This window comes from Deltaproteobacteria bacterium (assembly GCA_016178705.1).
Taxonomy (GTDB): Bacteria; Desulfobacterota; Binatia; order HRBIN30; family JACQVA1; genus JACOST01.
The window spans coordinates 40,697-63,450 of the sequence record JACOST010000002.1 but is presented as its reverse complement, the minus strand read 5'-3'; the positions used below and the strand labels follow the sequence as shown (position 1 = coordinate 63,450).

20 protein-coding genes are annotated in these 22,754 nt (G+C 64.6%); 16 read left to right on the top strand and 4 right to left on the bottom strand.

Translation table 11 applies throughout. The features are described 5' to 3' along the window. Nucleotide 1 precedes the first annotated feature (1 nt). The 16 genes from HYR72_01030 (at nt 2) to HYR72_00955 (ending at nt 19,284) form a co-directional block, all read left to right on the top strand. Nucleotides 2–1,015 carry an aspartate carbamoyltransferase catalytic subunit gene (locus tag HYR72_01030; protein MBI1813539.1) on the top strand — a complete coding sequence of 338 codons (1,014 nt, stop codon included), beginning with the start codon at nt 2–4 and terminating at the stop codon, nt 1,013–1,015. Next, complete coding sequence (locus HYR72_01025) at nt 1,012–2,325, top strand: dihydroorotase (GenBank protein MBI1813538.1); 1,314 nt, start codon at nt 1,012–1,014, stop codon at nt 2,323–2,325. The genes HYR72_01030 and HYR72_01025 overlap by 4 nt, the downstream gene beginning before the upstream one ends. Then, a complete protein-coding gene (gene carA, locus HYR72_01020) occupies nt 2,322–3,458 on the top strand; it encodes a glutamine-hydrolyzing carbamoyl-phosphate synthase small subunit (protein ID MBI1813537.1) in 1,137 nt (378 codons plus the stop codon). The genes HYR72_01025 and carA overlap by 4 nt, the downstream gene beginning before the upstream one ends. Before the next feature lie 137 nt (nt 3,459–3,595). After that, the gene (carB, locus tag HYR72_01015; protein ID MBI1813536.1) at nt 3,596–6,841 is read left to right on the top strand and encodes a carbamoyl-phosphate synthase large subunit; all 3,246 of its coding nucleotides are present in this window, start codon (nt 3,596–3,598) and stop codon (nt 6,839–6,841) included. Between the two features lie 130 nt (nt 6,842–6,971). After that, nucleotides 6,972–9,332, top strand: coding sequence for an ATP-dependent DNA helicase RecG (gene recG, locus HYR72_01010; GenBank protein MBI1813535.1), 2,361 nt, complete (start codon nt 6,972–6,974; stop codon nt 9,330–9,332). A gap of 306 nt (nt 9,333–9,638) precedes the next feature. Then, nucleotides 9,639–10,838 carry an alanine transaminase gene (gene alaC, locus HYR72_01005; protein MBI1813534.1) on the top strand — a complete coding sequence of 400 codons (1,200 nt, stop codon included), beginning with the start codon at nt 9,639–9,641 and terminating at the stop codon, nt 10,836–10,838. 7 nt (nt 10,839–10,845) lie between these two features. Next, nucleotides 10,846–12,162 carry a homoserine dehydrogenase gene (locus tag HYR72_01000; protein ID MBI1813533.1) on the top strand — a complete coding sequence of 439 codons (1,317 nt, stop codon included), beginning with the start codon at nt 10,846–10,848 and terminating at the stop codon, nt 12,160–12,162. Nucleotides 12,163–12,336: 174 nt separating this feature from the next. Continuing rightward, nucleotides 12,337–13,290, top strand: coding sequence for a class II fructose-bisphosphatase (gene glpX, locus HYR72_00995; GenBank protein ID MBI1813532.1), 954 nt, complete (start codon nt 12,337–12,339; stop codon nt 13,288–13,290). Between the two features lie 2 nt (nt 13,291–13,292). Further along, the gene (locus HYR72_00990) at nt 13,293–14,075 is read left to right on the top strand and encodes an enoyl-CoA hydratase/isomerase family protein (GenBank protein MBI1813531.1); all 783 of its coding nucleotides are present in this window, start codon (nt 13,293–13,295) and stop codon (nt 14,073–14,075) included. Nucleotides 14,076–14,077: 2 nt separating this feature from the next. Beyond that, complete coding sequence (locus HYR72_00985; protein ID MBI1813530.1) at nt 14,078–14,368, top strand: hypothetical protein; 291 nt, start codon at nt 14,078–14,080, stop codon at nt 14,366–14,368. Next, nucleotides 14,365–16,002 carry a methylmalonyl-CoA mutase family protein gene (locus HYR72_00980; GenBank protein ID MBI1813529.1) on the top strand — a complete coding sequence of 546 codons (1,638 nt, stop codon included), beginning with the start codon at nt 14,365–14,367 and terminating at the stop codon, nt 16,000–16,002. The genes HYR72_00985 and HYR72_00980 overlap by 4 nt, the downstream gene beginning before the upstream one ends. 58 nt (nt 16,003–16,060) lie before the next feature. After that, a complete protein-coding gene (locus HYR72_00975) occupies nt 16,061–16,465 on the top strand; it encodes a cobalamin B12-binding domain-containing protein (GenBank protein MBI1813528.1) in 405 nt (134 codons plus the stop codon). Between the two features lie 6 nt (nt 16,466–16,471). Then, nucleotides 16,472–17,665, top strand: coding sequence for an NAD(P)/FAD-dependent oxidoreductase (locus tag HYR72_00970; GenBank protein MBI1813527.1), 1,194 nt, complete (start codon nt 16,472–16,474; stop codon nt 17,663–17,665). Then, on the top strand, nt 17,662–17,898 hold the full coding sequence (locus tag HYR72_00965; protein MBI1813526.1) for a hypothetical protein: 237 nt from the start codon (nt 17,662–17,664) through the stop codon (nt 17,896–17,898). Before HYR72_00970 ends, HYR72_00965 begins: the two co-directional genes overlap by 4 nt. Before the next feature lie 29 nt (nt 17,899–17,927). Beyond that, complete coding sequence (locus HYR72_00960) at nt 17,928–18,728, top strand: ABC transporter substrate-binding protein (protein ID MBI1813525.1); 801 nt, start codon at nt 17,928–17,930, stop codon at nt 18,726–18,728. A gap of 19 nt (nt 18,729–18,747) precedes the next feature. Beyond that, nucleotides 18,748–19,284: a hypothetical protein gene (locus HYR72_00955; protein MBI1813524.1), complete on the top strand. Its 537-nt coding sequence runs from the start codon at nt 18,748–18,750 to the stop codon at nt 19,282–19,284. Here the strand turns inward: HYR72_00955 and HYR72_00950 are convergent. Genes HYR72_00950 through HYR72_00935 form a run of 4 tightly spaced genes read right to left on the bottom strand, consistent with a single transcriptional unit; the run spans nt 19,281 to nt 22,740 of the window. Then, on the bottom strand, nt 19,281–19,547 hold the full coding sequence (locus HYR72_00950) for a hypothetical protein (GenBank protein MBI1813523.1): 267 nt from the start codon (nt 19,545–19,547) through the stop codon (nt 19,281–19,283). The genes HYR72_00955 and HYR72_00950 overlap by 4 nt on opposite strands. An 18-nt stretch (nt 19,548–19,565) precedes the next feature. After that, the gene (locus tag HYR72_00945) at nt 19,566–20,048 is read right to left on the bottom strand and encodes a hypothetical protein (GenBank protein ID MBI1813522.1); all 483 of its coding nucleotides are present in this window, start codon (nt 20,046–20,048) and stop codon (nt 19,566–19,568) included. Between the two features lie 38 nt (nt 20,049–20,086). Then, nucleotides 20,087–21,808 (bottom strand): hypothetical protein, encoded by a 1,722-nt coding sequence (locus HYR72_00940; protein ID MBI1813521.1) that lies wholly within the window; start codon nt 21,806–21,808, stop codon nt 20,087–20,089. Then, nucleotides 21,805–22,740, bottom strand: a complete 936-nt coding sequence (locus tag HYR72_00935) for an SDR family oxidoreductase (protein MBI1813520.1) — start codon at nt 22,738–22,740, stop codon at nt 21,805–21,807. Before HYR72_00935 ends, HYR72_00940 begins: the two co-directional genes overlap by 4 nt. Nucleotides 22,741–22,754 lie beyond the last annotated feature (14 nt).

Genomic DNA, 22,754 nt, shown 5'->3' with positions numbered 1-22,754 from the left:
GATGGCGAATGAGCCGACATTCACCGCCCGTCACCTGCTCGGACTCGAAGGGATGAGCCGCGCCGATCTACTTTACATCCTCGACACGGCGTCGTCGTTCCGCGAGATCTCGGAGCGCGAGATCAAGAAGGTGCCGACGCTGCGCGGCAAGACCATCGTGGCGCTGTTCTACGAAGCCAGCACGCGCACGCGCATGTCGTTCGAGATTGCAGCCAAGCGCATGAGTGCCGACTTCGTCAGCCTGAGTTCGGCGGCGAGCAGCGTCACCAAAGGCGAGACGCTGCTCGACACCGCGCGCAACCTCGCCGCGATGCGGCCCGACGGCATCATCTTGCGCCATCCGTCGTCGGGGGCGCCGCACTTCCTCGCCCAACGCGTCGAGTGCCCGATCATCAATGCAGGCGACGGGTCGCACGAACATCCGACGCAAGCCCTGCTCGATCTGCTCACCATCCGCGAGCGTCGCGGCAGTCTCGACAACTTGAAGGTCGCCATCGTCGGCGACATCCTGCACAGCCGCGTCGCGCGGTCGAATCTGCATGCGCTGCGCGCGCTCGGTGCCGAGGTGCGTTTGGTTGGCCCGCCGACGCTGCTGCCGCGCGAGTTGAGCCAGTGGGCGACGATCACGTCGGACTTGGCCGAAGGCGTGCGCGGCGTCGACGTGATCATGACCTTGCGGATTCAGCACGAGCGTATGGGTGCGAATTTCTTCCCCAGCCTCGACGAGTACTCGCGCTACTTCTGCGTGACCGAGGCGGTGGTGAAGTTGGCGCAGCGCGAGGTGCTCATCATGCACCCCGGTCCGATCAACCGCGGCGTCGAGATCGCCAGCGATGTCGCCGATGGTCCGTATTCGGTCATCATGGACCAGGTCACCAACGGCGTCGCCCTGCGCATGGCGGTGCTCTTTCTGCTCGTCAATCGCAGCCGCGAAGCGATCGAGCCGCGAAGTCGCGAAGCGACCGAACCGCTGGAAGCGGCGCAACCGGCGCGGTTGCGGAGATCGGCGGGATGAAGAACGCCGTGCTCATCACCGGCGGCACGGTTGTCGATCCGGCCAATCAGCTCAACGCGCGACGCGACGTGCTGCTGCGCGACGGCGTGGTGGCGGCGATCGATGCGCCCGCCGCGATCGCTGCGAATGACTGCGAGGTCGTCGATGCGGCCGGCTGTTTGGTCCTGCCGGGTTTGATCGACATGCACGTCCACCTGCGTGAACCGGGTTATGAGTACAAGGAGACGATCGAAAGCGGATCGCGCGCGGCCGCGGCGGGCGGGTTCACGGCGGTGGCCTGCATGGCGAACACGAATCCGGTGAACGACGCCGGCGCGGTAACGGCGTCGATCATCGAGCGCGCGCGTGCCGTGAATCTCGTGCACGTGTATCCGATCGGGGCGGTGACGGCCGGACTACGGGGTGAGCGACTCGCCGAAATCGGTGAGATGCGCCAAGCCGGCATCGTCGCGGTGTCGGATGACGGCCAGCCGATCATGGACGGCGAGCTGATGCGACGCGCACTGGAGTACACGCGCCTGTTCGGCATTCCGGTGATCGCGCACGAAGAGGATCGCGGCCTCGCCAATGGCGGCGTGATGAATGAGGGCGCCGTGTCGCTCCGCCTCGGTTTGAAGGGCATGCCGGTGGCGGCCGAGACCGTGATGGTCGCGCGTGACATCGCGCTCGCCGAGCAAACCGGCGGCCGCGTCCACATCGCGCATGTCAGTGCTGCGGGATCGATCGATCTAATTCGTGCGGCCAAGGCGCGTGGTGTGGCAGTGACGGGCGAAGCCTCGCCGCACCACTTCACCCTTACGGAAGAGGCGGTCGACGGTTACAACACCAACGCCAAGATGAATCCTCCCCTGCGAACCGCGAAAGACGTCGCGGCAGTGCGCGACGGCGTGCGCGATGGCACACTCGACGTGATCGCCACTGATCATGCGCCCCATCATCGTGACGAGAAGGAGGTCGAGTTCGACGCCGCGCTCAACGGCATCATCGGCCTGGAAACCGCGGTTCCGCTCGCGCTCAAAATGAGCGCGGAGGCGGGCATCAGCATCGACGTGTTGGTGCGGGCGATGAGCACCAATCCGGCGAGGATTCTCGGCATTCCGGGCGGCTCCCTTGCAGTCGGCGCACCGGCTGACGTGACGATCATCGATCCCAAGCGCAAATGGCACGTGGATCCGGCGCGGCTGCAATCGAAGAGTCGCAACACGCCCTTCGGCGGCTGGGACATGGTCGGGCAGGCCATCGCCACCATTGTCGGTGGACGTGTCATACATCGCATCGCCGCCAACGAGCGCAAGAGGAAATCCGCATGAAGGCGATGTTGGCGCTCGCCGACGGGACGGTGTTTACGGGCGAGTCGTTCGGCGCGGCCGGCGAAGCGGTCGGCGAAGTGGTCTTCAATACCTCGATGACCGGCTATCAGGAGATCCTCACCGATCCATCGTATCGCGGGCAACTCGTCGCGATGACGTATCCGGAGATCGGCAACGTCGGGGTGAACCGCGAGGATGTGGAATCGAGTCGGCCGTTCCTGCAAGGCTTCATCGTCAAGGAGTATTGGGAGCAGCCGAGTAACTGGCGCGCGCAGCAGAGTTTGCGCGAGTACCTCGTCGCGAACAGGATTCCAGCGATCCAAGGCATCGACACGCGCGCGTTAGTGCGGCGGCTGCGCGAACACGGGGCGCAAGAAGCCGTGCTGTCGACCACCGACCTCAACCCGCAGGCACTAGTCGCGAAGGCGAAGGCATCGCCAGGATTGATCGGACGCGACTTGGTGAAAGAAGTCACCTGCGCAAAGCCGTACGAATGGGACGAGTCAACGTGGTCGTTGGAGCAAGGCTACCAGCACGCTAACCAGAGACCACAAACCAGAGACCAGGGACCCTTCGTGATCGCCTACGACTACGGCATCAAGCGGAACATCCTGCGCAATCTCGTCACCGCGGGCTGCCGTGTGCGCGTCGTGCCGGCCACCGCCTCGGCGGCGGAAACGCTCAGCATGAACCCCGACGGCATCTTCCTTTCCAACGGTCCCGGTGATCCCGACGTTGGACCGTACGCCGGCATCGTGCGCGAGCTGATCGGCAAGCGGCCGATCTTCGGCATCTGCCTCGGCCATCAGATGCTCGGCCTGGCGCTCGGCGGCCGCACGTACAAACTCAAGTTCGGTCATCACGGCGGCAATCAACCGGTGATGGACCTTACTACGCACAAGGTGGAGATCACCAGCCAGAACCACGGATTCGCGGTCGACATCGAGTCGCTGAAGGGGACAGCCGAGCTGACCCACGTGAACCTGAACGACCAGACCGTCGAGGGACTCGCCAAACCCGACGCGTCGCTGTTCTCCGTGCAGTACCATCCCGAGGCATCGCCCGGTCCACACGACGCGAATCATTTGTTTGTGCGGTTCTTGAAGATGATGGGGTTTCGCGCTGATGGCTGATGGGGTGTGGCGGATGGTCGGAATCAAGTGTAGGGGCGACGCATGCGTCGCCCGTCGCGCGGGGCTCCCCCACGAGGGCGAGGAGGGCGAGGCATGCCTCGCCCCTACGGGTACGAGACGAGAGATCGCGTTAAGCCATGCCCAAACGCACTGACATCCACTCGATCCTCCTCATCGGTTCAGGCCCCATCGTGATCGGCCAGGCGTGCGAGTTCGACTACTCGGGTACGCAGGCGTGCAAGGCGCTCAAGGAGGAAGGCTTCAAGGTCATCCTCATCAACTCGAACCCGGCGACGATCATGACCGATCCCGATTTCGCCGATCGCACGTACATCGAGCCGATCACCGTGGAGATGCTGGAGCAGATCATTGCGACGGAGCGGCCCGACGCGCTGCTGCCGACCATCGGCGGGCAGACGGGGCTCAACATGGCGATCGAGCTTGCCGAGCGCGGCATCCTCGATCGCTACAACGTCGAGCTGATTGGCGCCAAGCTGCCGGCGATCAAGAAGGCGGAAGATCGCGACCTGTTCAAAGCGGCGATGGAGCGCATCGGCCTCGATCTGCCGCGCAGCGGTTACGCGCATACGTTTGAAGATGCCGTCGCGGTGCGCGATCAACTCGGGTTGCCGCTCATCGTCCGGCCGTCGCGGACGTTGGGCGGCACCGGCGGTGGGATCGTCAACACGCCGGAAGAGTTCGAGACCGTGGTGCGGTGGGGACTCGATGCCTCACCGACCAGCGAAGTGTTGATCGAAGAATCGATCGCCGGATGGAAGGAGTTCGAACTCGAAGTGATGCGCGACGTGAAGGACAACGTCGTCATCATCTGCTCGATCGAAAACTTCGATGCCTTGGGCGTACACACCGGTGACAGCATCACGGTGGCGCCGGCGCAGACGCTCACCGACAAGGAATATCAAATCATGCGCAACGCCGCGCTCGCCATCATCCGCGAGATCGGTGTCGATACGGGAGGATCGAACATTCAATTCGCCGTCCACCCCGACAACGGGCGACTGGTGATCATCGAAATGAATCCGCGCGTGTCGCGCAGCTCGGCGCTGGCGAGCAAAGCGACCGGCTTCCCGATCGCGAAGATTGCGGCGAAGCTGGCAGTCGGCTTCACGCTCGACGAGATTCGCAACGACATCACGCGCGAGACGCCGGCGTCGTTCGAGCCGACGATCGACTACGTGGTCACCAAGATTCCGCGCTTCACGTTCGAAAAATTTCCCGCCGCGGCCGACCGGCTCGGACCGCAGATGAAGTCGGTCGGCGAAGCGATGGCGATCGGTCGGACCTTCAAGGAGTCGCTGCAGAAGGCGATTCGCTCGCTCGAAATCGACTCGTACGGCTTCGACGACAAAGGGCGCGGGACGAAATCCTCAGGAGCGGAACTGGAAGAACGCTTGCGCGTGCCAGCCGCCCGCCGCCTCTGGTACATCGCTGAAGCCTATCGCGCCGGCTTCTCCACCGAGCGCATTTTCGAGCTTTCAAAGATCGATCCGTGGTTCCTGGGGAACATCCGTCAAATTGTCTCTTTCGAAGAGGAGATCCGCACCTCCGGTGTCGGCGCGACCCAGACCGACGTGCTGCGACGCGCCAAGGCCATGGGTTTCTCCGACATTCGTCTCGCTCAACTTACCGGCGGGACGGAGGAGGACATTCGCCAGGCACGGCTGCGCGCCGGCATCGAACCGGTCTACAAGATGGTCGATACCTGTGGCGCCGAGTTCGCGGCGTTCACGCCGTATCTCTACTCGACGTACGATGACGAAGACGAGTCGGCCGTAACCAGCCGCAAGAAGGTGATGATCCTCGGCGGCGGCCCCAATCGCATTGGCCAAGGCATCGAGTTTGATTACTGCTGCGTGCACGCCGCGTTCGCGTTGAGGGAAGACGGGTACGAGACCATCATGGTCAATTGCAACCCGGAGACCGTCAGCACCGACTACGATACGTCCGACAAACTCTACTTCGAGCCGCTGACGCGCGAGGACGTGCTCGGCATCATCGCGCGCGAAAAGCCGCATGGCGTGATCGTCCAGTTCGGTGGCCAGACGCCGTTGAAGCTCTCCGTGCCGCTCGAACAGGCCGGGGTGAAGATCCTCGGCACCTCGCCCGACGCCATCGATCGCGCGGAGGACCGTGAGCGCTTCGCCGCGATGCTGACCCATCTGGGTCTCAAGCAGCCGGCGAACGGTATCGCGCGCACGGTGGATGATGCCGTACGAATCGCGGCCAGCATCGGATACCCGGTCCTCGTGCGGCCATCGTACGTTCTCGGCGGACGGGCGATGGAAATCGTGTACGAAGAGTCGGCGCTGCGTGGCTACATGGCGCGCGCGGTCGACCTGGCGGCGGACCGTCCGGTGCTGATCGATAAATTTCTAGAAGACGCCATCGAACTAGACGTGGACGCGATCAGCGATGGCGAGCTGGTGGTAGTGGGCGGCATCATGGAGCACATTGAACGCGCCGGCGTGCATTCGGGCGATAGCGCGTGTTCGTTGCCGCCGACCACGGTACCGATGGCGGTGCAGAATGAAGTCCGGCGCCAAACTCAGGCACTGGCCCGCGAACTCGGAGTCATCGGCTTGATGAACGTGCAGTTCGCGGTGAAGGGTGAGGCTGTGTACATTCTCGAAGTGAACCCGCGCGCGTCGCGCACGGTGCCGTTCGTCAGCAAAGCGATCGGCGCGCCGCTGGCGAAGCTGGCCGCGCGCGTCATGCTCGGCAAATCTCTGCGCGAACTTGGCTTCACCGAAGAGATCATCCCCTCGCATATCTCGGTGAAGGAAGCGGTGTTTCCGTTCGCGAAATTCGCCAACGTCGACACGCTGCTCGGGCCGGAAATGAAATCGACCGGCGAGGTGATGGGCATCGATCGCACCTTCGGCGCGGCGTTCGCCAAGGCGCAGATCGCCGCGGGAAACGTGTTGCCGGTCAGTGGCACGGCGTTTATTAGCGTACCTGACGAAGACAAGCCCGCGGTGCTGTTGATCGCACGGCGCTTGGTGCAGGAAGGATTCCGCTTGCTGGCGACGGCGGGCACGGCTGCGTGTCTGCGCGACGGTGGACTCAAGGTGTCGACCATCAACAAGGTCGCCGACGGCAGCCCGCATACGGTCGACGCGATTCGTGCCGGCGACATTGCGATGGTGATCAACACACCGATGGGGATCGGATCGCATCAAGATTCGTACTCGATTCGACGCAGCGCACTGGAGTGTCGAGTGCCGTACTTCACCACCGTCGCGGCTGCTGCCGCCGCCGCAGAAGGCGTCGCGTGTTTGCGGCGCGAAGCGCTGCGCGTCTGCCCGCTGCAGGAGTATCACCGTGCCGTCGCGCACGAACCCCGCATCGGTGCCCGGAGCTGACGCGGACGCGCTGAGTAGTTTTATCGCAGCGGTGGCGGCGCCGCTGGACTTCCTGCTGCGCAACCCGCGCGCGGCGGTCAGCGTGCCGGCGGCGGCGTTGGCCGCGCGCGGGCGTGCGCTGCTCGATCAGGTGCCGGCCGCGCAACGCGATCACGTCAGCGAACTGTGCGCGGCGCTGGAACAGTACGCAAGTCAGCCGCCGGCGGATCGCACTGAGTGGGCGCGCGCCGTGCGTGAGGTGGTCGCGTCGTTGGGATTGCCCGCATCGGCGATTGCATCTTCGGGGGCGAGCGGGCGAGTGTCGCGCTCGCCCGAACCGCCGGCGGCAGCAGCGGCGGTACAGCCGACCCCAACGTATCACCGCAGCGACGGGGATTTCGCGACCAGCCTCGACGCGCTCAAGCAGTCCGTTCAATTCGTGCGTGGTGTTGGGCCGCAGCGGGCCGATCAGTTTCGCAAGCTTGGTCTGCGTACGGTTGAGGACCTGCTCTATCATTTGCCCTTTCGCTACGAAGACCGGCGCACACTACGCACCGTGCGCGAGCTGCGCGTCGGCGAAGAGGGCAGTGTGATTGGCGAGATTGCGCACCTCGATGAGCGCCACGTCGGGCGCAGCCAACGCCGCATCCTCGAAGGCTCGCTGCGCGACGACAGTGGATTGCTCGCGCTCACCTGGTACCACCAGGTCGCCTACTTCAAGAATCGCTTTAAGGTTGGCCAGCGCGTGTTGGTCCACGGCAAGGTTGAAGGCGCACCGAGCGGTTTGAAGCGCATTGTTCACCCGGAGATCGAGACCGATCCCGATGCGGGCGGGCAGGGGATTCTGCCGGTGTACAACAAGCCGGCGGCGATGAGCGTCGGCGTGATGCGCAAGATCGTGCAGCAAGCGGTCGGCGAATGGGCGGCGCGCGTGCCAAGCGCGTTGCCCGAATCGGTCGCGAAGCAGATGCGTGTCGCCGACCTCACACACGCGATGGAAGTGGTGCATCGACCGGCACGCGATGCCGATGTGATGCGGCTGAACACGTTCGCATCAATGGGGCATCGCAGCCTGGTGTTCGACGAACTCTTCTACCTGCAACTCGGCTTGGCGTTGAAGCGGCGCTCGATTGCGATCGAGGCCGGCCGTTCGCTGCCACGACGCGGCGAGTTGACGGATCGACTCACGGCGCAGCTGCCGTTCGCGCTCACCGCCGCGCAGCAGCGCGTGATCGGCGAGATCTACGCCGATCTCAAGGCGCCGCATCCGATGCATCGCCTCGTGCAAGGCGACGTCGGCAGCGGCAAAACCATCGTGGCGCTGTTCGCCGCGCTAGTGGCGATCGAAAATGGACTGCAGGCGGCGTTCATGGCGCCGACCGAATTGCTTGCCGAACAGCACTTCAGCACCGTCGGACAGTGGGCTGAGACGCTGGGACTGCGCGCCGCGTTGCTGACCGGCGAGGTGCCGCGCGCGCGACGGCGCGAGATCGAAGCCGGTTTTGAATCTGGCGACATTCAGATCGCGGTCGGCACGCACGCGTTGATCCAGGACGGTGTCCGCTTCAAAGCGGTGGGACTCGGCGTGATCGACGAGCAGCATCGCTTCGGGGTGTTGCAGCGTGCGGCCTTGCGCGGCCTGAGCGGCGGCGGTGCGGCTCCGCCGCCGGACATTCTGTTGCTCAGCGCTACGCCGATCCCGCGCACGCTGGCGATGACGCTGTACGGCGATCTCGATGTCTCGCTGCTCGACGAGTTGCCGCCGGGGCGGCAAGCAATCCGCACGCTGGTCTTTCGCGAAAGCGATCGGCAGAAAGTCTACGCATTGGCGAAGCGCGAACTCGACGCCGGCCGACAGGGCTACGTTGTGTATCCGCTGGTCGATGCGAGCGACAAAGCGGAGCTGCGTGACGCGACCACGATGGCCAATGAGCTGGCGCGCACCGTCTTCGCCGACTATCGCGTCGGCCTGATTCATGGCCGCATGAAGGGCCGCGAGAAGGATCAGGTGATGCGTCGCTTCAAGGCGGGTGATCTGCAGTTGCTGGTGAGTACCACGGTGATCGAAGTCGGCATCGACGTGCCGAACGCAACGGTGATGGTGGTCGAGCACGCCGAGCGGTTCGGACTGGCGCAACTCCATCAATTGCGCGGGCGAGTCGGCCGCGGTAGCGACGCCTCGACGTGCATTCTCGTCGGCCCCGCCTACGCAGGCGACGATGCGTACCGCCGCCTCAAGGCGATGGAGCGCACGACTGACGGCTTCAAGATCGCCGAGATCGATTTGGAGATCCGCGGCCCGGGGGATTTCATCGGCACGCGCCAATCTGGGTTGCCGGATTTTCGCGTTACCAATCTCATCCGCGACAGCCGCATGCTCGACGAAGCCCGCCGCGCCGCACAGGGCTGGCTCGCACACGATCCGACGTTGAGCAGTCCCGAGTCCGCACAACTCCGCGCCGTCCTCCGCCACCGCTGGGCGGGACGATTGGAACTGGCGGAGATCGGGTGAGAATCAATTGCGATGTGACAATTGGAGCTCACCACGAAAGCACGAAGATCACGAAGGACGGCCTCGGAAATGCTCTCGGGCGGCTGGTCGTAGCCTCATTGGCAATGAGTTGAAGCTGGGACTCATGAAATTCTCCTTCGCCAGTTCTTTTCGTGCGCTTCGTGCCTTCGTGGTGAGACTTGTCCGGCCAAGATTGATTCGCCTCGCATAGGTCGCGGTGCCTGGTGCCTTCGTCGCGAGTTCACCTTCATCCGTTGAAAATCTCAATTTGCGCGCTCGGTCCGAATTGATTACAAGCCGAGCAACATGGATTTTCCCCGCATCCAGCGGCTGCCGCCGTACATTTTCAACATCGTCAATGATCTGAAGCATGCGGCGCGGCGGGCAGGGGATGACATCATCGACTTCGGATTGGGCAACCCCGACGGCGCGACGCCGCCGCACATCGTCAGCAAGCTGCTCGAAGCGGCGCAGAACCCGGCAAACTATCGTTACTCAGTCTCACGCGGGATCTACAAGCTGCGGGTGGCCATCTGCGATTGGTATCGCCGGCGCTATGATGTCGATCTCGATCCCGACAGCGAAGCGGTCGTCACCATCGGTTCAAAGGAAGGCATCGCGCATCTTGCGATCGCCGTGCTCGGCCCCGGCGACGTGGTGCTGTGCCCGAGTCCGACGTATCCCATCCATCAGTACTCGGTGATTATTGCCGGCGGCGATCTGCGCAGTGTGCCGTTGGTGCCCGGCAGCGATTTCTTCGCCAATTTGGTTGAGGCGATTCGGCAGAGTTGGCCGAAGCCGAAGATGCTCATCCTCAACTTCCCACACAACCCGACCACCGAGGTTGTGGATCTCGCTTTTTTCGAACGTATTGTCGACTTCGCCCGCGAGCACGACCTGATGGTGGTGCACGATCTCGCATACGCCGACCTGACGTTCGACGGCTATCAGCCTCCAAGCTTCCTGCAAGTGAAGGGCGCGAAAGATTTGGGTGTCGAGTTCTTCACCATGTCGAAGAGCTACAACATGCCGGGCTGGCGCGTTGGGTTCATGGTCGGCAATCCGGAGATGGTGGCGGCGCTGGCGCGGCTGAAGAGCTACGTCGACTACGGCATCTTCCAGCCGGTGCAGATCGCCGCGATCCAGGCGCTCAACGGGCCGCAAGATTGCGTCGAAGAGATTCGCACGATGTATCGCAGTCGTCGCGATTCCTTGGTCGAGGGACTCAACCGCGCGGGCTGGGCGGTTGCCAAGCCCAAGGCCACCATGTTCGTGTGGGCGAAGATTCCGGATGACTTTGTCGATATGGGATCGCTCGAGTTTTCGAAATTTCTGCTGAAGGAAGCGAAGGTCGCGGTGTCGCCGGGGATCGGCTTCGGCGCCTACGGCGATCAGTACGTGCGCTTCGCCCTGATTGAGAACGAGCATCGCACCCGCCAGGCGGTGCGCGGCATCCGCCGCGCGCTCAGTCTCGGCGATACCAGCGCCGCGCGCGCCACCGCTTGACGCCGTGTTGACACCAACGATTCGAGTCGGGCTGATCGGGTTCGGCACCATCGGCACCGGAGTGATCAGGCTGCTGCAACGCCAGCAGCGCCAGATCCGCGAGAAGCTTGGCGCCATCGTGGCGATCACGCGCATCGCCGACCTCGATTTGAAGACCGATCGTGGCGTCAAGATCAACCGCAAGATTCTCAGTAACGACGCCATCGCGCTGCTCAACGATCCATCGATCGACATCGTCATTGAGTTGATGGGTGGTTATGAACCAGCGCGCCGCTTTGTGCTGCAGGCGATCGCCAACGGCAAGGACGTGGTGACAGCGAACAAGGCGCTGCTGGCTGTGCATGGCCGCGAGATCTTCAGCGCGGTGGAGCGGGCCGGTGTCGACATCGGTTTCGAAGCCAGCGTCGGCGGCGGCATTCCGATCATTCGCGTGCTCAAGGAAGGTCTCGCCGCCGATCACAACCGCGCGGTCTACGGCATCGTCAACGGCACCTCGAACTACATCCTCAGCACCATGACCAATCAGGGCGGCGAGTTCGATGAAGTGTTGCGCGCGGCGCAGGCGGCCGGTTTGGCTGAAGCGAACCCACACTACGACATCGACGGCATCGATGCGGCACACAAGCTGACGCTGTTGATACAACTGGCGCTCGGCGCGCGCGTGCAATTGAAGGACATTCCGACCGCCGGCATTCGCGAGGTGAGCCAACTCGACATCAACTACGCCAAGGACTTTGGCTACGTCATCAAGCTGCTCGCGGTGGCCAAGGAAGACCGCGACGGGATCGAAGCGTGGGTGCAGCCGGCGATGGTGCCGCGCACGCACTTGCTGGCCGATGTCAACGGTGCCCTCAATGCGATCGCTGTGCGGGGCGAAGCCCTCGGTGCCAGCATGTATCTCGGGTTGGGCGCAGGCATGATGCCGACGGCAACCGCAGTGGTGGCTGACCTCATGGAAGTGGCGCGCAATCGCTTGCGCGGCAGCCGGGGGCGCGTCAAGCCGCTCGGTTACCCACTGGCGACGCAGCGACATGTGCGCATCAAACCGCTTGGCGCGCTGACCAGCGAGTTCTATCTACGCTTCATCGTCAAAGATCGGCCGGGCGTGCTGGCGCGCATTGCGGGAATCTTGGGCAGTCAGGAGATTTCGATCGCGTCGGTGATTCAAAAGGGCCGCGAAGACGGCGCTAGTGTGCCGATCGTCATCCGCACCCATCACGCCCGCGAGGACCGCTTGCGGCGCGCGCTCCGCGCGATCGATCGACTCGCCGCTGTCCGCGGAAAGTCCGTCGCCATCCGCATCGAGGACAGCTTGGGACAATAGTCGCTCCCGTTGACCGTCGGGTGCGAGCCGACCCGCTGCAGCCACACAACCCGCATCTACACCTGGCACGCCGGGCCGAAGTCCGGTAAATAGGGAAACCGTTGATGAATGTCGCAGCGCGCGGCCTCGGCCGGGCGGCTGCCATGCGGGGACGAAGGAAGGGCGGCTGACACGATGGAACGCAACTTAGCCTTGGAAGCAGTACGCGTCACCGAAGCGGCAGCGCTGGCCTCCGCCCGGTTGATGGGCCGCGGCGATGTGGCAGCAGCGGATCATGCCGGCGCGCAGGCGATGCGCAAGGCGTTCGCGTCGATCAACATCAACGGCGTCGTTGTCATCGGTGAAGGCGCGCAACATGAGAGCGACGTGCTCTACATCGGCGAGCACGTCGGCAGCGGCACGGGCGACGAACTCGACGTGGCGCTTGACGCGCTCGAAGGCGCGACCATCTGCGCTACCGGCGGCTACAACGCGCTGTCGATCATCGCCATCGCGGAACGTGACGGCTTCCTGCGCTGCCCCGATATGTACATGGAGAAGATCGTGGTCGGCCCCGACGGTGTCGGAGCCATCGATCTCGACAAGTCGGCGACGGAGAACTTGCGCCTGCTCGCCGAAATGAAAGGGGTGTATGTGGCCGATTTGACGGTCGCGGTACTCGATCGACCGCGACACGAGAAGTTGATCACTGAGGCTCGCAAGGCCGGCGCGCGCGTGAAGTTGCTCAGCGACGGCGACGTGGCCGCCGGCATGGCGGCGTCGAAACCCGGCAGCGGCATCGATTTGCTCATGGGCGTTGGCGGCGCTCACCAGGGCATCCTGACAGCCGCCGCGGTGCGCTGCACCGGCGGTGCGATGCACGGGCGTTTGCGTACGCGCAACAACGAAGACGCGAGCCACGCCGCCGACGCCGGCATCACCGATCTCACCAGGAAGTACACGGAGGAGGAAATGGCCTCGGGCAGCGTCATGTTCGCCGCAACCGGTGTGACAGACGGCGACTACGTGCACGGGGTCCACTTCTTCAAGGGTGGTGCGACGACGAACTCAGTGGTGATGCGCTCGCGCACGCGCACGATTCGCTTCATCGAAGCCGTGCACCGCTTCGACTTCAAGCCGGAGTACTGAGCATGGCGACCGACGCGTGTACGCTGTTCGAGCGCCGCGAGGCGGTCGGCATCCTCACCATCAATCGCCCGCAAGTGCTCAACGCCCTCAACGCGCCGACCCTCGACGAAATCGCGGCGCAAGTTGCGGCGTGTGTGAGTAGTGGCGTTCGCTGTTTGGTGGTCACCGGCGCCGGCGAGCGCGCGTTCGTCGCGGGTGCGGACATTGCGGCGATGTCGACCATGTCAGGCGTCGAGGCCCGCGCGTTCGCGCGCCGCGGGCAAGCGGTGATGCGCAGCCTCGAAGAGTTGCCGATTCCCGTTATCGCTGCGGTCAACGGTTTCGCGCTTGGCGGCGGATTGGAACTCGCCTTGGCGTGCGATTTCATCTACGCAGCCGACTCGGCTAAATTCGGCCAACCCGAGATCAACCTTGGCATCACGCCGGGATTCGGCGGGACGCAACGCTTGGCGCGGCGCGTGGGTCTGGGGTTGGCCCGCGAGCTGACCTACGCCGGCTCGCTGATCGACGCGGCCGAGGCGTTGCGCGTCGGGCTCGCCAATCGCGTCGTGCCGCGCGCCGATCTGCTCGCCGAAGTGATCCGCATCGCCAGCGACCTCGCCGGCAAGGCGCCAGTTGCAATCCAGGAGGCGAAGGCTGCCATCAATGCGGGTGGCGACATGGCGCTCGAGGACGGCTGTCGCTACGAGGCGGAAGCGTTCGCGGTGACGTTCGGGACTGAAGATCAGCGCGAAGGCATGCAGGCGTTTCTTGCCAAACGCAAGGCGGCGTTCACGGGACGTTGAGTATGGCTGCATCGATCGATGAAGGTGAAGGCGAAGCGTGGGAGGTGTGCTTCACCTCGGCACTCGATGTCGAGGCACACATCGTCTGCGGCTACCTTGAGCAATACGGTGTCCCCTGCCACATCCGCAATCGTCGGTTCGGGCTCGAGCCGTTGACGTTCGGCGCGCTCGGGCAGGTTGAGGTCTTGGTGCCCAATCCGTGGGTACGGGTTGCGCGCGGCATGATTCGGGGTCGCTTGGGGGATGCGACGCGGCGCTCGCGACGACGACTGCCGATCACGGAGGACACATGAGTACAGCGAAGCGCGACTGGCTGGCGGACTACCCGAAGGACGGCGATCGCTTGCCGCGTTACTCCACGGTGTCGGACATGGAAGTCGAGCCGGTGTATACGCCCGAAGATCTTCCCGACTCGCGCTACGAGCGCGACCTCGGACAGCCCGGAGAATATCCCTACACGCGCGGGGTCTACCCATCGATGTATCGTGGCCGGTTGTGGACGATGCGGCAGTTCGCCGGCTTCGGCTCCGCTGCCGATACCAACGAGCGTTTCAAGTTCTTGCTCGCGCAAGGGCAGACGGGCCTGTCGACGGCCTTCGATATGCCGACCTTGATGGGCTACGACGCGGATCATCCGCGCGCGCTTGGCGAGGTCGGACGCGAAGGCGTCGCGGTCTCGATGCTCGACGACATGGAGGAACTCTTCGCCGGCATTCCGCTCGCCGATGTGACGGTGTCGATGACGGTGAATTGCAGTGCGAGTATCCTGCTGGCGATGTACCTGGCGGTGGCCGAACGACATGGCGTGCCGTGGACGAAGCTCGGCGGGACGATCCAGAACGACATGTTCAAGGAATTCATTGCCCAGAAGGAATGGATCAGTCCGCCCGAGCCCTCGTTGCGGGTGGTCATCGACATGATCGAGTTCTGCGCGCAGGAAACGCCGCGCTGGCACGCGGTGTCGATCTCCGGCTACCACATTCGCGAAGCCGGCTCGACCGCGGTGCAGGAGTTGGCGTTTACGTTGGCCGACGGCATCGGCTACGTGCAAGCCGCGGTGGATCGCGGCCTCGATGTCGATAGTTTCGCTCCGCGGCTGTCGTTCTTCTTCAACGTTCACAACGACTTCCTCGAAGAGATCGCCAAGTATCGCGCCGCGCGCCGACTGTGGGCGAAGATCATGCGCGAGCGCTTCGGCGCCCGCAATCCCCGCTCGCTGATGCTGCGGACGCACGCGCAGACAGCGGGTTGCAGCTTGGCGGCACAACAGCCGCTCAACAACGTCGTGCGCGTCGCCATTCAAGCGCTGGCTGCCGTGCTTGGCGGGACGCAATCGCTGCACACCAACTCGATGGACGAGACGCTCGCGCTGCCGAGCGAGCAAGCGGTGTTGGTGGCGCTGCGCACGCAGCAGATCATTGCCGAGGAAACTGGCGTGACCAACGTGGTCGACCCGCTCGCCGGCAGCTACGCGATCGAAGCGCTCACCGACCGAATGGAGCGCGAAGCGATGGCGTACATCACCAAGATCGACGAGCTCGGCGGCATCGTGCGCGCGATCGAGCTTGGCTATCCGCAGAAGGAGATCGCCGAAGCGGCGTATCGTTTTCAGCAACAGTTCGATCGCCGCGACAAGGTGATGGTCGGTGTCAACAAATACGTCCAGGAAGACGAGCCGCCGATCGAGATTCTCCGCATCAATCCAGAGGTTGAACGCGAGCAAGCAGAACGGGTGCGGCAGCGCAAACGCGCGCGCGATGCGGCACGCGTTCGCGGCGGGCTGGCGGCGGTGCGCGCGGCGGCGAAAGGGAAGACCAATCTGATGCCGCCGTTGATTGCCGCGGTGAAGGACGGCTGCACCGTGGGCGAGATTTCCGACGTGTACCGCGAAGTCTTTGGCGTCTATCGCGATCCCGCGTGGCTATGACGAGTGCGGATTGACGAATGCGGATTGCGGAATGCGGATTGCGGAATGTTGGACCGGAATGAGCACTGACAGGCCGCTGCGCATTCTGGTGGCCAAGCCGGGTCTTGATGGCCACGACCGCGGCGCCAAGATCATCGCGCGCGCACTGCGCGACGCTGGCTTCGAGGTCATCTATACCGGGCTGCATCAGACGCCCGAGATGATCGCTGAGACTGCCGTGCAAGAAGACGTCGATGCCATCGGTCTCAGCATTCTCTCCGGAGCCCACATGACGTTGTTCCCGGCGATCATTGAGTTGCTCAAACAGAAAGGCGTGGGTGATGTCGTCCTGTTCGGTGGGGGCATCATCCCGCCGGAAGATATTGCGGAGCTGAAGCGCCGCGGCGTCAGCGAGATGTTCACTCCTGGTGCGACCACCGATGCGATCATCGACTGGGTGCGGGCGAATGTTCATCCGCGGTGAGCATCCGTGGAAGACCGACCGCTGATCATCGTCGGCTCGGGCCCGGCGGGCGCCGCTGCCGCGTTACGCTTGGCGCAACGCGATCCGGCGCTCGCCAATGACACACTGGTGCTGGAGAAGTCGCGGCACCCACGCGACAAGGTGTGCGCCGGTGGCCTGATTCCGCATGCGCTGCAGTGCCTGCGCGATCTTGGCGTCGAGCTGACGGTTCCGCACGTCGTCGTCAATCGTGCCGCCGTGCGCACGCCGAGCCGCGAGCTCGTGTACGAAGGCAAGGAACTCTGCCGCGTCGTGCGCCGGTGTGAGTTCGATGCGTCGCTCGCCGCTGCTGTTCGGCAGCGCGGCGTCCAGTTGCAGGAGAATGACAAAGTCGTCGACGTCGCGCGCGATGGCAACGCGATTCGAGTTGAGACAGAACACCGATCGTATCGCGCGAAGATCGTCATCGGCGCCGATGGCTCGGGCAGCCTGGTCCGCCGCCGGCTACTCGGCGACAACAAGGCGCACACCGGGCGCGCGGTGATGTGCGATGTTCCGGTGGCGGCGCTGCGATGGGACGGGGTGACGGCGCAGCGATACGACTTCAGCTTCGCGCCCGTGGCGCACGGTATTCGCGGCTACACCTGGGCGTTTCCATGCTGGATCAATGGCGAGCCGCACGCGAACGTGGGCGCGTATGCCGTCGACACCACCGGTGCGGCGCTGACCCGCTGGGTGGAATCCGAGTTGGCGCGCTTGCGGGTCGCGGTCGCGCCGCGCTTCCGAGCTTTCCCGATCCATTGGTACCACCAGCGCGCACCGCTGGCGGCGCCCGGCGTCGCGCTGATCGGCGATGCCGCCGGCGTCGATCCGCTGATGGGCGAAGGCATCTCGTTTGCCCTCGAATACGGCCGGCGCGCGGCGGACGCCGCGGTCGTCGCATTTGCGAGCGGCGACTTCTCGCTCGCCGCGTATGAACGCGACGTCCGTGCGTCGTGGCTGGGCAAGAAGTTGCGACGGCTCAATCTTGCCGTGCGGTTGTTTTACGGACCGACGTGGCCGTTGTGGTTCGCTCTCGCTGGTCATAGCCGGCGCGTGCGCGAATTGGGTCTGCGCTGGTACAACGGAGTCGACGGCTGGGATCAGCGCAGTGGTTGGGAAGCGGCGCGCGCGCTGTGGTCGGGTGAATTGGCTGCGCCGCCAGCAACGGCGGAGTCGTGAGACGCCGGCGGCGGTTCAGCGCGTTGGCAGCGTTCGCGTGGCTAGCCAGCGCGGGTGCGCTCGCGATCAGCGCGTGGCTGATCTGGCACGCGTACAGCACAGCTCCGCGACGAGCGCCGTCGGCCGTTGCGCCGCCAGCGAATGTGACGGCGGACGATCCCAACGAAGTCACGGACGAAGAGCGCCGCGCGCTCGAAGCGATCCTGCGTGGCAAAGGCACGCCACGCCCCTGAATCCATCTCGAGAATGACATTGCTCGAAAATGATATCGCTCGTCGATGACATCGGCCGTAGCGTCACGCTCGCCGCACCGCCGCGGCGGATCGTTTCGCTGGTACCGAGTCTCACCGAAACCTTGTTCTTCTTGGGCTGTGGCGACGCCGTCGTTGGCGTCACGCGTTACTGCGAAGAGCCGGCGGCGGCAGTGGCGGAGCGAGCCAAGGTCGGTGGCACCAAGAATCCCGATTGCGAAGCGGTGCGGCGCTTGGACCCCGATCTCGTCATCGTCAACGCCGAGGAGAACCGCCGCGAAGATGTCGCACAACTCGAAGCGTGGGGCCTTACGACGTTCGTGACGTTTCCGGCGTCGCTCGCTGACACGGTTGGGCTGCTTCAACGCTTGGGCCAGTTGACCGATTGCGTGGCCCGCGGGCGCGAGCTGGCCGCCGAGCTCGCCGCTGCGATCGCGGATGTGGCGTCCTATCGCGGTCCGCGCCGCAGCGTGTTCTGTCCGATTTGGAAGAATCCGTGGATGACGATCAGCGGCGGCACCTACATCGACGACGTGCTGTGGACCGCCGGCGGAGCGAACATCTTTCGCGCGGACGCCGGGCCGTATCCGACGACCACGCTCGCTGAGGTCGCGCGTCGAGCACCAGAGGCGGTGCTATTGCCGAGTGAACCGTATCGATTCTCCGCACGCGACCTCGCAGATCTCGCCGTGCTGCGTGATACGCCGGCGCTGCGCGCGCAGCGCGTTCACTTGGTTGATGGCAAGTGTCTCTCTTGGTATGGACCGCGGGCGGCGGCGGGTCTTTGTACTGTGGCTGCGCTGCTTCGCTAAACCAGGAGAGACGTCTACGATGCGTCGTGCAATCGCTGCTGCGTTGGTGCTGCTGATCGGTGCGTGTCACCGCGATACGTCAGTGCCCGGCGAACTGGGCCGGTCGCAAGACGAGTACGGGGCGCGCTATGGTGCGGCGACAACCTCACCGGTGACTCCCGACCAAATCGGTTACACCGCCGCGCCGGGTACGCGGCTCATCGCCCGATTCGCGGACAAACGCAGCGTCGAAGAACTGTGGATCATCGATGGTGACGGTCAAGGGCTGCCGGAAGTGTTGGCGCAGCGCGCACGCGGACTGTTGGGGCCGGACAAGACGCCACTCAAAACCATCACGTTCAAGGGCGAGGGCAAGAGCCCCGCCGACCTGTTCGAGGAGCCGGCTGGCACTGGCGTGCTGCGCGTCGATCGGCGCTTCGGGCGACTGAGCCGGGTGGCGTTGTGCGCTGAGACCGCCAAGTGTCGCATGCTCGACTACCTTCAGAAGAGTGAGCAAGACACCGATGCGATGATGGCCGCAGCCGCCAAGGCGATGCGCGAGCAGATGGGCCGCTAGCGTTCGAGCGCCGGGCGGCTTCCACCCGTTTGATAGTCGGCCAGCACCGGAGGAGTCAGCGCTGGATCTTCTAACAGGCGCAGCGCAGCTTCGATCACCGCATGCTGTTGCGCCGGGTCGCCCGCCGCGTCGAGTGGGTAGCCGTGGCGAAACGGGACGCACAGCCCGCGCGGCGGGCGCACGCGTTCGGCGATCGTGCGCAGTAGGACGATCGCGACCGTCGCGATGCCTTGGCGTTCTAACTCCGCAGCGACCAGACACACGGCCTGGTTGCAAAACGGTCAGACAGGCACCAGCAGGGCGACATCGACGCCGTCTGCGGCCAAGCGCCGCGCGGCTTCCGGCGCCGTGTCGCGGATGAGACGGCCGGGCGCCGTGATCGATCCCATGAACGAGAGATGACGCGGCGCGACCGTACCGATCCGGCCGCGCTGCGCCAACTCGCGCACGCGATCAATCGGGAAGGCTACGTTCGGATCACGCGCGAGCCCGCTATGATCGAACGACTCGCTGCGATGGGTCTCGACCAGCGTCGAAACGTCGATGGCGGACGGAATATCGCGAAACGACACGTCGCCACCGCGCACCGAGTCATCGAAGGACGGTTGGCCGGGTGCGATGAAGCCGGCGCTGGAGACCAGTGCGATGCGCGACTCGGCGAGCGGCTTGCGCAGCGGCGCCCACGGCACAGGATCGATGCGGCGCCATCGGTAGGTGCGCAGCAGCAGCCGTACCGGCAGCGAGAATTCGGCAAGGTCACCCATCGCTCGCTACTCCTTGATCTCCATGGGAAGTGTCCGCTTCAGCCGCCGGCCATCTTCAAGTACTGCCGCGCGCTGTCGGCGACGCTGCCGCTGGCGCCGAGCTGCAGCGCCTGCTGCAAGTGGAGGCGTGCAGCCGGTAGATCGCGAAGATTGTAGAGCACCTGCCCGAGCAACGCATGCGCCTTGGCGTTGCCGGGATCGAGGGCGACCGCTTGCGTCAGTTGGTCGCGCGCGTGACTGACCTGGCGCATGGCTTCATCGCCGTCACCGCGGGCTTGCGCTTGTTCGGCGCGGCTCACGGCGACACGGCCGAGGCCGTAGTAGAGATACGCATGGGGAAAGAGCGTCAGCGCTTCTTGCAGGGCGCGCTCGGCGTCGTCGAGACGTTGCTGACGCAGATAGAGCGTGGCGGCGTTGTTGAGCGTCATAACGCGACCGTCGCGATCGGACTTGCCGTGCAGCGCACGTTGCAGCGCCGCATCGGCTTCGGCGATTTGATCGCGACGCAGGTAGATCTGCGCCAGCTCACGATGACCCAACGCGTAGGTCGGCGCCTTGGCGGTGATGTCTTGCCAGAAGAGCAGGTCGTCAGCCCACACGCGGTTGCGCGCGATCGTCATGACGGCAAGGACGCCGCCGACGATGGTGATGACGATCCACGTCGGCGCGCGCCATCGCCCGCTGAATGCAGCGAGTCGCGTGAGCAGGAGACAGACACCGACCGATGGCAAGTAGAGATAACGATCAGCCAGGGGTGCTTGCGCACTCATCCGGACAATCACGACGAGTGCCGGCGCAAGCGTGCAGACGAACCACCACACGAAGAAGGCAAGGCGCCGTTCGTTGTGCCGACACGCGAGCGCGCCGATCGCAGCCAGAGCGGAGAGCGCGACGACTCCGAGCGCCGGCAGTATCCAACCGCCGGGGACCTCTGGCACATAGGCGCTCAGACCGATTGGCAGCACCAACTTGCTCACATAGAACCCAAACGCAGCCAGCAGGTTTCTGATCACGGTCTCGGCCGGCGCGGTGGTGGCGATGCCGGTCATCGCCGCGCCCAGCGCGACGCGGCGGACCAGAAAGTAGATGACGGTCACCAGCAGCAACGCTGCATTGGCGCGCCAGCGCGGACGATGCGCCAATACGAAATCGATCAGCGGTAGCACGAGCAGACCGCCGAGGGCCGCCTCCTTCGACAGCAACGCGAGGAAGTAGGCCATCACCGCTGCCGCTGCGGTCCAGCGGAGACGCATGTAGGTGAGCATGATGGCACTGGCAAGGAGGAACGCTGTGGCGATCACGTCCGACCGGCCGGCGATCCACGCGACCGATTCGACGTGAATCGGATGGACGGCGAATACCAGCGTGGCGAGCGCGGCCGCCGCGGGCGCGGCGAACAGGCGCACACCAAGCCACCACACGAGCGCCGTGTTCAGCGCGTGCAGCGCGACCACCGAGCAGTGGAATGCGAAAGGCGTCTCGCCGCCCACGGCGCGGTCGAGGAGGAAGCTGAGAAAGATTAGTGGGCGAAAATAGTAGCGCGGAATCGCGTTGGGTAGGAACACGAGATCGCGCCAGCCATGAATGGCGCGCAGTTGTTCGAGCACCAGCGGATCGTCCCAGATGAATCCGTTGCGCAGCGCCGGCAAGTAGACCAGCGCGGCGATGGCGGTGACGCCGATACCCCACAGCCAGGCGGGTGCAGCCGCGGGTGCGGGTGCCGAAATAAATGCGGGACGCGCGGGGCTGCGGCGACTCACTCGGTTTGTGCGGGCGCGGGATTCACAAGGTCCATCCCGAGCGTGGAGGGAAACAGGGCCGCGATTTCTTCCGGCGTCCACCGATTCGGCGCGGTGATCGTGCGCACCGGTGCCGGGTAGTTCAGCAGCGAAATGATCCCGCCCATGACGACGAAGGTCTGACCGTTGATGTTAGCCGCGGCGTCGCTGGCGAGATAAGTCGCGAACGGGGCGACATCGTCGGGTTCGAGTTGCGGGCGGGGCAGGGCGGCGCGAGCTTCGCTGCCCATGCTGGCGACTCCCCGTTGCTGGCGGATGTCGCGCGCTTTCTGCGACACGGTGGCGGTCATGCGCGTGGCCGCGGCCGGCGCGATCGCGTTCACGGTGATGCCGTACTTGCCGACATCGCGCGACACCACGCGCGTGAGGCCGGCGATGCCATCCTTGGCCGCGCCGTAGTTGGCTTGTCCGGAGTTGCCGTACAAGCCGGAGGTCGAGGACATGCTGATGATCCGACCGGTCGACTTCTGTTCACGCATCTGGCGGGTGGCGTGTCGCGTGCAATTGAAACTGCCCTTGAGGTGTACGGCGATCACCGCGTCCCAATCTTCCTCGCTGAGGTTGAAGATCATGCGATCGCGCAGAATGCCGGCGTTGTTGACGAGGATATCGAGGTGACCGAACGCCTTCACCGCGGTGGCGACGATGTTCTCCGCCGCGGCGAAGTCGGCGACGCTATCGTAGCTGGCGACGGCTTGGCCGCCGGCTGATTTGATCTCGCCGACGACGGTGTCGGCGGCCGACGCGGAGCCGCCACCGCCGCTGACCTCGCCGCCGAGGTCATTGACGACCACTGCGGCGCCTTCTTGCGCCATCAGCAGCGCGATGCCGCGACCGATGCCGCGCCCACCGCCGGTGATGACGGCAACCTTGCCTCGTAGTCGAGTTCCCATCGCGTCGTCCTCGT